The organism is Actinomycetota bacterium (assembly GCA_036280995.1).
In the GTDB taxonomy this organism is placed as follows: Bacteria; Actinomycetota; CALGFH01; order CALGFH01; family CALGFH01; genus CALGFH01.
The window spans coordinates 1-9,382 of record DASUPQ010000366.1 but is presented as its reverse complement, the minus strand read 5'-3'; the positions used below and the strand labels follow the sequence as shown (position 1 = coordinate 9,382).

Genomic DNA, 9,382 nt, shown 5'->3' with positions numbered 1-9,382 from the left:
CGGCGGAGGGCGACGGTGGTCATCTCGGTCCCGGAGGCGGCCAGGGCCCGCTCCAGCGCCTCCAGGCTGGCCGCCCCGCCGGTCCCCATGACCAGCCGGGAGGTGAACGCCTGGCCGGCGATGACGAGGGGATCATCCATCAGTCAACCTCCCTGGGAGGCGCCGAGCACCTCGACGCGGTCGTTGTCGTCGAGGCCGGTGGTGGGCCAGGCGCTGCGGGGCACCACCTCGCCGTTGAGGGCGACGGCGATGCCCGGCCCGCCGGGCGGGTGGCCGAGACGGGCCAGCAGCCCGGCCACGGTCTGGCCCTGGTCCACCTCGGCCGGCTGGCCGTTGACGATCACGGTCACGGCACGCTCCTCTCGGCACCGACCTCGGGCCGGCCGCCGCGGGCGAACCTGTCGGGCGCGAACGGCGCGATCAGGTCGGGGACGCGGCCGCTGGCCAGCAGCTCGGCCACCGCGTCGGCGGTCACCGGGGTGAGCAGGATGCCGTTGCGGTAGTGGCCGGTGGCCACCACCAGCCCCTCGGGGCCGGCCGGGCCGAGCATGGGCGCGTTGTCGGGCGACCCGGGCCGCAGGCCGACCACCGTCTCGGCCAGCTCCAGCTCGGCCGCGTCGGGCAGCAGCTCCAGCGCGGCCCGGAGCAGGTCGTGGACGGCTCCGGCGGTCACCCGGGTGTCGAAGCCCTGCTCCTCAACGGTCGCCCCCACGACCACCCGCCCGTCGGTCCGGGGCACCACGTAGACCTCGAGCCCACGCACGTTGCGCTGGCACAGCGGCTGGTCGGCCGGCCCCCGCAGGTACAGCAGCTGCCCCTTGACCGGCCGCACCGGCGGCAGCGCCTCGGCCGCCACCCCGCCGAGCCCGCCGCTCCAGCACCCGGCGGCCAGCACCACCGCCCCGGCGGCCAGCCGCTCGCCGCCGGCCAGGACCACCCCGGTCACCCGGTCGCCGTCGGTGGCCAGCTCGGCGACCCGCCCGGCCACCGTCCGCACCCCGGCCCGTTCGCAGGCGACCAGGAGGGCCTCGACCAGGGCGCGGTTGTCGACCTGGTGGTCGCCGGCGGCCAGGACGCCGCCGCGGATGCTCGGGGCCAGGCCCGGCTCGAGCTGGCGGCACTCGCGGCTGCGCAGGCGCTCGACCTCCAGGCCGCAGCGGAGCTGGAACCGGTAGAGGTCCTCGAGGGCGGCGTTGTCGTCGGCGTCCCTGGCCACGGCCAGCGTGCCGGCGGGACGGTAGCCGACCGGCTGGCCGCTCGCCTGCTCGACCTCGGCCGCGAAGGCGGGCCAGCGGCCGGCCGCGGCCAGGTTGAGCCCGAGCAGCGGGCGCTCGCCGTAGTGGACCTCGGTGACCGGGGCCAGCATCCCGGCGGCGGCCCAGGACGCGCCCCGGCCCGGGGCCTCGTCGACCACGGTCACCGACAGGCCGGCCGTGGCCGCCCGCCAGGCGATGCCGAGGCCGATCACTCCGCCCCCGACCACGACGGCGTCGGCGGCTGGCTGCTGGGGGGTCGTGTGGCTCTCCTCCCTCCGCCGGCATTATCCGGTGCAGGTTCCGACGGTCGGCGGCCCCGTAGCCGCCCTCTCAGCCCGGTGGCCCGGGCTCCCGTGTGTCGAGTTCAGCGTACTCTTCGTGCCGGTAGGGCACAGCGAAGGGAGCAGCCGTGGAGGCCGACGACACCCAGCGCCTGCGGGAGCTGCGCCAGGTCGTCTACCGGGAGTTCGTGGAGGAGGGCCGTCCGCCGACGGCCGCCGAGGCCGCCCGCCGCCTCCAGCTCGGGGTCGAGGAGGTCCTGGCCGGCTGGGGACGCCTGCATGACGACCACGTGCTGGTGCTGGACGCCGACCGGGTCGGGGTCCGCATGGCCCACCCGTTCTCGAGCCGGCCGATGGGCTTCGTGGTCGCCTCGGACGAGCAGAAGTGGTGGGGCGGCTGCGCCTGGGACTCCTTCGGGATCATGGCCGCGCTCGACCAGCCGGTCCTGGTCGCGACCACCTGCCTGGGTTGCGGGCGGCCGCTGGCCCTGCTGGCCGACCCCCAGGCGCCGCCGCCCGAGCCGTACCTGGCCCACTTCCTCGTCCCGGCCGCCCGCTGGTGGGACGACGTGGTCCGGACCTGCTCGACCATCCGCCTGGCCTGCCACGCCGGGCACGTCGAGGACTGGGCGGCCGCCACCGGCGAGCCGGTCGGGGCCGTGGTCGACCTGGCCACCATGTGGCGCCTGGGCAAGGTCTGGTACGGGGACCGGCTGCACGACGACCACCGCCGCCGTACCCCTGCCGAGGCGACCGCCATCTTCGCCGAGCTGGGGCTCACCGGCCCCTTCTGGCGCATGTAGGTTCGGCCTCGTCTGACCCCGGCACGCGAACGGGCCCCGGCCGGAGGAGGCCGGGACCCGTGTCGTGCGGGTGGAGCCGGTTACATGCCCATGCCGTGCGGGTGGCCGTGGGCGCCGCCGGCGCCGGCCTCCTCCTCCTCCGGCTTGTCCACGACCAGGGTCTCGGTCGTCAGCAGCAGGGAGGCGATGGAGACGGCGTTCTGGACGGCGGAGCGGGTCACCTTGGCCGGGTCGACCACGCCGGCCTTGAACAGGTCGACGTACTCGCCGGTGGAGGCGTCCAGCCCCTGGTTGTCGGACAGCTCGCGCACCTTGGCGACGGCCACCGCGCCCTCGAGCCCGGCGTTGGCGGCGATCCAGTACAGCGGCAGCTCGAGCGCCTTGCGTACGATCGTCGCGCCGGTCGCCTCGTCGCCCCCCAGGTCGAGCTTGTCGAGCGCGCCCTGGGCCCGGATGAGGGCCACGCCGCCGCCGGCGACGATGCCCTCCTCGACCGCGGCCCGGGTCGCCGACAGGGCGTCCTCGATGCGGTGCTTCTTCTCCTTGAGCTCGACCTCGGTGGCCGCGCCGACCTTGATCACGCCCACGCCGCCGGACAGCTTGGCCAGCCGCTCCTGGAGCTTCTCGCGGTCCCAGTCGGAGTCGGTCCGCTCGATCTCCTGCTTGATCTGGGCGATCCGGCCCTTGATGTCATCGGCCGACCCGGCACCCTCGACGATCGTGGTGTCGTCCTTGGTGACGGTGACCCGGCGGGCCCGGCCGAGCAGGTCGAGGGTGGCGTTCTCGAGCTTGAGGCCGACCTCCTCGCTGATGACCTGGCCACCGGTCAGGGTGGCGATGTCGGCCAGCATGGCCTTGCGGCGGTCGCCGAACCCCGGGGCCTTGACGGCGGCGCTCTTGAAGGTGCCGCGGATCTTGTTGACGACCAGGGTGGCCAGGGCCTCCCCGTCGACGTCCTCGGCGATGACGACCAGCGCCTTGCCGGCCTGGACGACCTTCTCGAGCACCGGCAGCAGCTGCTGGGCCGAGGAGATCTTGGAGTTGGCGATGAGGATGTAGGGGTCCTCCATCACCGCCTCCATGCGGTCCTGGTCGGTGACGAAGTAGGGCGAGATGTAGCCCTTGTCGAACTGCATGCCCTCGGTGAACTCGAGCTCCATGCCGAAGGTCTGCGACTCGTCGACGGTGATGACCCCGTCCTTGCCGACCTTGTCCATGGCCTCGGCGATGGTCCTGCCGATCTCGGCGTCCTGGGCCGAGATGGCCGCCACCGAGGCGATCTCGTCCTGGCTCTCGATCTCGCGGGCCTGGTTGCGGATCGCCTCGGCGACCGCGTCGGTGGCCTTCTCCATGCCCCGCTTCAGGCCCATCGGGTTGGCCCCGGCGGCCACGTTGCGCAGGCCCTCGTGGACCAGGGCCTGGGCGAGCACGGTGGCGGTGGTGGTGCCGTCGCCGGCCACGTCGTTGGTCTTGGTCGCGACCTCCTTGGCCAGCTGGGCACCGAGGTTCTCGTAGTGGTCCTCGAGCTCGACCTCCTTGGCGATGGTCACGCCGTCGTTGGTGATGGTGGGGGCGCCCCACTTCTTGTCGAGGACGACGTTGCGGCCCTTGGGGCCGAGGGTGACGCGGACCACGTTGGCCAGCTTGTCGACCCCGGCCTCGAGGGAACGGCGCGCCTCGACATCGAACAGCAGTTGCTTAGGCATGGCTTCGCGCTACCTCGTTACTTGTTGACGATCGCGAGGACGTCGCGGGCGGAGAGGATCAGCACCTCGTCACCGGCGAGCTTGACCTCGGTGCCGCCGTACTTGGAGTAGATGACCTTGTCGCCGACCTTGACGTCGAGCGGCACGCGGTTGCCGTCCTCGAAGCGGCCGGGGCCGACGGCCAGGACCTCGCCCTCCTGGGGCTTCTCCTTGGCGGTGTCGGGGATGACCAGACCGGAGGCGGTCATCTCCTCGCCCTCGCTCGGCTTGACGACGATGCGGTCCTCGAGCGGCTGCAGGCTGACGCCCATCCTTCCTCCTCGTGCGTGGTGGCCCCACCCAGCGGCGGGCCTGAAGGGATACACGTTCGGCGCGGATGTTAGCACTCGGCTTCTGTGAGTGCTAACCGCATCCTAGGAACCCGGACCGGCCCCCGTCAACCGAGGAAAAACTTCAAAATCGGCCGGGTCGTCATGGTGCCGTCACGCTGCCGGAACGGTCGAGGCGTAGAACGCTTGTGAACAGACTCACAAGGAGGGACGCCATGAGCCGCACCACCCACCGGGCGCTGACCGTGCTGGCGCTGAGCGCGGCGCTCGCCATCGGGACGACCGCCGTCGCCGTGGCCGCCGAGGACCTCAACGAGCAGCGCAAGGCGCTGTACCAGTCGGAGCTGGACCACAACCTGAAGGCGGCCGCGCCGGTCGAGGACCAGAACGACCGGCTGCTGCGCGGCATCGAGACCGCGGCCGCCGCCCGCACCCAGGCCGCCATCGAGCAGGCTCGGGCCGGCGAGCGCCAGTTCGCGGCCACCGCCGCCCAGTCGGCCGTGGAGCAGGTCCGGGCGGGCGAGCGCAACCTCGGCCCCGCTGCTCCCGTGGTCACGATCGCCCCGCAGCCGGTCCCGGCCGCGACCGGCCGTGGCCTGGACCCCCTGGCCGTCCTGCTGCTGGGCCTGGTCGGCGGCCTGGTCGTCGGCGCCGCCGCCACGGCCGGCTGGACCGCCCACCGCCGGCACGCGCACCGGGTCGTGGCTGCCTGACGGCGACCTCCTCAACCGGCAGCCACCAACGGCCGGCGAGCACCCAGGGGCTCGCCGGCCTTCACCGTGTGCCCGGCCCCCCCGACCCCGGCGTCACGACCGGTCGCGGCGCTTGGGGCGGCGGGGGGCGCGGCGGCCGAAGCCCGGGATGATCTGGAGGTTGGGGTCGGCGCCGACGTCGAGGGGGGTGCGTTCGCCCCGTTCCAGGGCGAAGCTGCCGGCGCAGGCCACCATGGCGCCGTTGTCGGTGCACAGGGCCGGGGAGGGGACGAGCACGCGGAGGCCGAGGTCCTCGGCCTCGGCGGCCAGGCGGGCCCGCAGGCGCGAGTTGGCGGCCACGCCCCCGCCGAGCAGGATCGTGTCAAGGCCCTCCCGCTTGGCCACCCCGAGGACCTTGCTGATCTGCACGTCGACCACCGCCTCCTGGAACGAGGCGGCCACGTCGGCCACGTTGACGTCCGGCCCGGCCGCCCGGACGTGCCGGAGCACGGCCGTCTTGATGCCGGAGAACGAGAAGTCGTCGGAGCCGTCGTCCAGCAGGGCCCTGGGGAACCGGACCGCGGCCGGGTCGCCGTCGCGGGCCAGGCGGTCCACCACCGGGCCGCCCGGGTAGCCGAGGCCGAGCACCCGGGCCACCTTGTCGTAGGCCTCGCCGGCGGCGTCGTCGATGGTCTGGCCGAGACCCCGGAACGCCCCCTGCTCGTCCATGGCCAGCAGGCTGGTGTGCCCGCCCGAGACCACGAACACCACCGCCGGCAGGGGCAGGGTCCCGTGGTCGAGCACGTTGGCGTAGACGTGGGCGATCAGGTGGTTGACCCCGACCAGGGGCCGGTCGAGGGCGAGGGCGTAGGCCTTGGCCGCCGCCACCCCGACGAGCAGGGAGCCGGCCAGGCCGGGGCCGACGGTGACCGCGACCGCGTCGACGTCCGACAGGCGGGCCCCGCCGAGGGCGCAGGCCTGCTCAACGGCCGGGTGGAGCAGGTCGACGTGGGCCCGGGAGGCGACCTCGGGCACCACCCCGCCGTAGCGGGCGTGCAGGGTCTGCTGGTCGGCGAGCACGTTGGAGCGGACCAGGCGGCCGTCGGAGACCAGGGCGACGCCGGTCTCGTCGCAGGAGGTCTCGATCCCGAGCACCAGCACCGCTACAGCTCCCGGGGCTCGGGGATGCGGGCGGCCAGGCCGGCCAGGCGCTCGCCGTAGGCCGGGGCCTGGAGGCCCTCGGCCCACATGATCAGGGCGTCCTCGCCGGTCTCGGCGTAGTAGTTCTTGCGGATCCCGACCGGGGCGAAGCCGAACTGGTGGTAGAGACCCTGGGCGGCGTGGTTGGCCACCCGGACCTCGAGCGTGCAGGCGGTCGCGCCCCGGCGCCGGGCCTCGGTGACCAGCGCGAACAGCAGCCGGGAGGCGACCTTGCGGCGGTGGGCGGCGGGGTCGACGGCGATGTTGGTCACGTGCGCCTCGTCCCCGAACACCATCAGCCCGGCATACCCGACGACCTGCCGGCGGGCCTTGGCCACGATGTAGAAGCGGGTCGAGCGCTGCACGATCTCGGACAGGAACAGGGTCATGGTCCACGGCCGCGGGTACACCTGGCGCTCGATGTCCAGCACCTGGGGGATGTGGCGCCGGCGCATCGGCACCAGCTCGATCGCCAGCGGCTGGCGCGGGTCGTCGACCTGGCGCCTTGGCGGGTAGATGGTGGCCATCACGCCGCCCCGCCGCTTGCCAGCCGCCGCTCGACGTTGGGGTCGATGTCGGGACGCCGCAGGTACAGGGGAGTGACGTCCAGCGGGCTGGTGAACTCCTCCCGGAGCATCCGCGGGAGGGCCAGCTCGACCAGGGCGGCCGCCGACGGCGAGGACTGGGTCAGCCCCCCGATCAGGGACTGCTCGCCCAGGTGCTCGAACGCCTCCCGGTACAGGAGGGCCCCGTCGCCGCAGAGCAGCAGCTCCTCGCCCCTGGCCTCGATCCCGGCGGCGAGCTGGTCGGGGCGGAGCACCTGGTAGTCGGTGATCCGCACCACCCCACCGGGGGCGTGGCGGTACAGGGCGCAGAACACCTCGCCCCGGCGGGCGTCGATCACCGGGCAGATGGCCCGGCGGACGTGGCGGTGGGCGAAGGCGATCAGGTCGAGGCTGGGCACGGCCACCATCGGCAGCCCCCATGCCTGGGCCAGCGCCTTGGCCGTGGAGACCCCGACCCGCAGGCCGGTGAACAGCCCCGGCCCGGTGCCCACGGCCACCCCGGCCAGCGCCCCCGGGTCGACCTCGGCCTGCTCCAGCACCCAGCGCACGGCCGGGACGAGCACCTCGGCGTGGCGGCGCTCGTGGCGGACGGCCACCTCGGCGAGGGTGCCCGCCTCCGACCCGACGGCCACGCCTGTGACCGGGGTGGCGGTGTCCATGGCGAGGACGAGCAACGAAGACCTTTCGAGCGATGCTGGCGGAGAACGTATTGTGGCACCTCAACCCGCGATCGCGCCGTCCCGAGAACAACCGTGACGGCACGCGTGCTGGTCGTCCGGGGACACGCCCGCTCGCTCGGCAGCGCCGCCATCGCGCCCCGAGCGTATCGCGTGGCCGGGATCGGCTGAGGGAGGCATGGACGGTGCGGTTCGTGGGGGTGGACCTGGCCTGGGGTGGGCGACGGCCTTCGGGGGTGGCCGTGCTCGACCCGGGTGGGGTCGTGCTCGACGAGGGGTGGGCGACCTCCGACGAGGAGCTGTCGGGGGTCCTGGCCGCGCACGACCGGGGTGGGGCGGTGGTGGCGCTGGACGCGCCGCTGGTCGTGACCAACCCGGCCGGGACCCGGCGGGCGGCCGAGGCGGAGCTGCAGCGGCGCTACGGGCGGGCCGGGGCGGGGCCGTACCCGACCAACCTGGGGCTGCTCGGGGGGCGGGTGCGGGCGATGGAGCTGGTCGGGCGGTCGCCGCGGCCGTACCTGACGGTGCCGCGGGACCCGGGACGGCGGGCCGGGTGGTGGGCGGTGGAGGTGTTCCCGGCGCCGGCCCTGGTCGAGCTGGGCGGGCTGGAGCGGGCCGTCCGCTACAAGAAGGGGCCGCCGGCCGCGCGGCGGGCCGGGCTCCGGGCGGTGGCGGCGGTGCTGAACGGGCTGGCCGCGGCGGACCCGCGGCTGCGGGTCGACCCGGCGGGCCTGCTGGCCCGGGAGCTGGGGCGGCTGGAGGCGCTGCGGGGGGCGGGGCTGAAGGCGGTCGAGGACCTGGCCGACGCCCACGTCTGCGCGTACGTGGGGCTGTGGTGGTGGACGCACGGGCCGGCCGCCACCCTGGTCGCCGGGGACGATCGCACCGGGGCCATCCTGGTGCCCCGGCCTCCCCGCTGAGGTGGCGGCCGGCCCTGCCGTCAGGCCGTGCGGCGGCGGAACAGCACCCCGGAGACGGCCACCGAGGCGACCAGGATGCCGAGGCACCAGGCCACCGCCCGGGCCGGGCTGGTCCCGACGGGGAGGCCGAGGAGGAGGCCGCGCAGGGTCTCGATGACCGGGGTGACGGGCTGGTGCTGGGCGAACCCGTGGATCCAGGCCGGCATGGTCTCGATGGGCACGAAGGCGCTGCTCGGATAGGGCAGGAACATGACCAGGAAGCTGAACCCGCCGGCCGCCTCGGGCGAGCGGGCGAGCAGCCCGACCGCGGCCGACAGCCACGAGATGGCCAGGATGAACAGGAGCAGCACGCCGGCGGCGGCGAGCCAGTCCAGCGGCCCGGCGTTCGGGCGGAACCCGATCAGGAAGGCCACCCCGAACACCAGCACGGTGGAGGCGAGGTTGCGGACCACGCTGGCCGCGACGTGCCCGGCCAGGATGGCCGGCCCGGTCACGTCCATCGACCGGAAGCGGTCGATGATGCCGCCGGTCATGTCGGTGGTCACGCTGACGGCGGTCATCGAGGCCCCGAACCCGGCGCACAGCAGCAGCACCCCGGGGACGACGTAGGTCACATAGCGGGTGCCGGTCTGGATGGCCCCGCCGAACAGGTAGACGAACAGCAGCATCAGCAGGACCGGGAGGGCCAGCGAGGTCAGCAGGACGTCGACGTTGCGCCGGGCCATGCGCAGGCTGCGGCCGGCCATGGCCGCCCAGTCGGCGACAACGGCCCAGCCGGCAGGTGGCACGGTCCCCCAGCCGCGATCGAGGAGTCGGCCGTAGCTAGACATTCGCGGGCTCCTTCCGGTGCTCGTTCTCGTAGTCGTGGTCGGGCTGCCCGGCCGGGTGGCCGGTCAGGGCCAGGAACACGTCGTCGAGGGTGGCGCCGTGGACGGCGAACCGGTCGACCATC

12 protein-coding genes and 1 riboswitch are annotated in these 9,382 nt (G+C 74.2%); of the genes, 3 read left to right on the top strand and 9 right to left on the bottom strand.

All coding sequences use genetic code 11. The features are described from left to right. The 3 genes from VF468_12330 to thiO form a co-directional block, all read right to left on the bottom strand. A partial coding sequence (locus VF468_12330; protein ID HEX5879082.1) for a thiazole synthase occupies nucleotides 1–143 on the bottom strand: 143 nt, incomplete at its 3' end. Beyond that, nucleotides 144–350, bottom strand: a complete 207-nt coding sequence (gene thiS, locus VF468_12325; GenBank protein ID HEX5879081.1) for a sulfur carrier protein ThiS — start codon at nucleotides 348–350, stop codon at nucleotides 144–146. It abuts the gene before it with no gap. Further along, the gene (thiO, locus tag VF468_12320) at nucleotides 347–1,483 is read right to left on the bottom strand and encodes a glycine oxidase ThiO (GenBank protein HEX5879080.1); all 1,137 of its coding nucleotides are present in this window, start codon (nucleotides 1,481–1,483) and stop codon (nucleotides 347–349) included. The genes thiS and thiO overlap by 4 nt, the downstream gene beginning before the upstream one ends. A 43-nt stretch (nucleotides 1,484–1,526) precedes the next feature. After that, nucleotides 1,527–1,611: riboswitch (TPP riboswitch) on the bottom strand. 54 nt (nucleotides 1,612–1,665) lie between these two features. Between thiO and VF468_12315 the strand changes: the two genes are divergently transcribed. Further along, a complete protein-coding gene (locus VF468_12315) occupies nucleotides 1,666–2,340 on the top strand; it encodes an alkylmercury lyase family protein (GenBank protein HEX5879079.1) in 675 nt (224 codons plus the stop codon). Between the two features lie 80 nt (nucleotides 2,341–2,420). Here VF468_12315 and groL read toward each other — a convergent pair whose 3' ends face one another. Both groL and groES read right to left on the bottom strand, forming a co-directional pair. Next, nucleotides 2,421–4,046, bottom strand: coding sequence for a chaperonin GroEL (gene groL, locus VF468_12310; protein HEX5879078.1), 1,626 nt, complete (start codon nucleotides 4,044–4,046; stop codon nucleotides 2,421–2,423). Between the two features lie 17 nt (nucleotides 4,047–4,063). Further along, nucleotides 4,064–4,357: a co-chaperone GroES gene (gene groES, locus VF468_12305; GenBank protein HEX5879077.1), complete on the bottom strand. Its 294-nt coding sequence runs from the start codon at nucleotides 4,355–4,357 to the stop codon at nucleotides 4,064–4,066. A gap of 233 nt (nucleotides 4,358–4,590) precedes the next feature. Here groES and VF468_12300 point away from each other — a divergent pair, with 233 nt between their 5' ends. Beyond that, nucleotides 4,591–5,088 (top strand): hypothetical protein, encoded by a 498-nt coding sequence (locus tag VF468_12300; GenBank protein ID HEX5879076.1) that lies wholly within the window; start codon nucleotides 4,591–4,593, stop codon nucleotides 5,086–5,088. Nucleotides 5,089–5,181: 93 nt separating this feature from the next. Here the strand turns inward: VF468_12300 and tsaD are convergent, their stop codons facing one another. The 3 genes from tsaD to tsaB are packed head-to-tail and all read right to left on the bottom strand — an operon-like array spanning nucleotide 5,182 to nucleotide 7,492. After that, nucleotides 5,182–6,228 (bottom strand): tRNA (adenosine(37)-N6)-threonylcarbamoyltransferase complex transferase subunit TsaD, encoded by a 1,047-nt coding sequence (tsaD, locus tag VF468_12295; protein ID HEX5879075.1) that lies wholly within the window; start codon nucleotides 6,226–6,228, stop codon nucleotides 5,182–5,184. A 2-nt stretch (nucleotides 6,229–6,230) separates the two neighbouring features. After that, a complete protein-coding gene (rimI, locus tag VF468_12290; protein HEX5879074.1) occupies nucleotides 6,231–6,794 on the bottom strand; it encodes a ribosomal protein S18-alanine N-acetyltransferase in 564 nt (187 codons plus the stop codon). After that, nucleotides 6,794–7,492 (bottom strand): tRNA (adenosine(37)-N6)-threonylcarbamoyltransferase complex dimerization subunit type 1 TsaB, encoded by a 699-nt coding sequence (gene tsaB / locus VF468_12285; GenBank protein ID HEX5879073.1) that lies wholly within the window; start codon nucleotides 7,490–7,492, stop codon nucleotides 6,794–6,796. Before tsaB ends, rimI begins: the two co-directional genes overlap by 1 nt. A gap of 203 nt (nucleotides 7,493–7,695) precedes the next feature. On the opposite strand from tsaB, the gene VF468_12280 reads away from it, so the two are divergent. Next, nucleotides 7,696–8,430: a DUF429 domain-containing protein gene (locus tag VF468_12280; protein HEX5879072.1), complete on the top strand. Its 735-nt coding sequence runs from the start codon at nucleotides 7,696–7,698 to the stop codon at nucleotides 8,428–8,430. Between the two features lie 20 nt (nucleotides 8,431–8,450). Here the strand turns inward: VF468_12280 and VF468_12275 are convergent, their stop codons facing one another. Then, entirely contained in the window at nucleotides 8,451–9,176 is a 726-nt protein-coding gene (locus tag VF468_12275; GenBank protein ID HEX5879071.1) for an ABC transporter permease, read from the bottom strand. Nucleotides 9,177–9,382 lie beyond the last annotated feature (206 nt).

What these genes read in the sequence shown, in the direction of transcription:
- VF468_12275 (HEX5879071.1), bottom strand. Translation starts at nt 9,176, where the DNA reads ATGGCCGGCCGCAGCCTGCGCATGGCCCGGCGCAACGTCGACGTCCTG.
- rimI (HEX5879074.1), bottom strand. Translation starts at nt 6,794, where the DNA reads ATGGCCACCATCTACCCGCCAAGGCGCCAGGTCGACGACCCGCGCCAG.
- groL (HEX5879078.1), bottom strand. Translation starts at nt 4,046, where the DNA reads ATGCCTAAGCAACTGCTGTTCGATGTCGAGGCGCGCCGTTCCCTCGAG.
- groES (HEX5879077.1), bottom strand. Translation starts at nt 4,357, where the DNA reads ATGGGCGTCAGCCTGCAGCCGCTCGAGGACCGCATCGTCGTCAAGCCG.
- VF468_12300 (HEX5879076.1), top strand. Translation starts at nt 4,591, where the DNA reads ATGAGCCGCACCACCCACCGGGCGCTGACCGTGCTGGCGCTGAGCGCG.
- tsaB (HEX5879073.1), bottom strand. Translation starts at nt 7,492, where the DNA reads ATGGACACCGCCACCCCGGTCACAGGCGTGGCCGTCGGGTCGGAGGCG.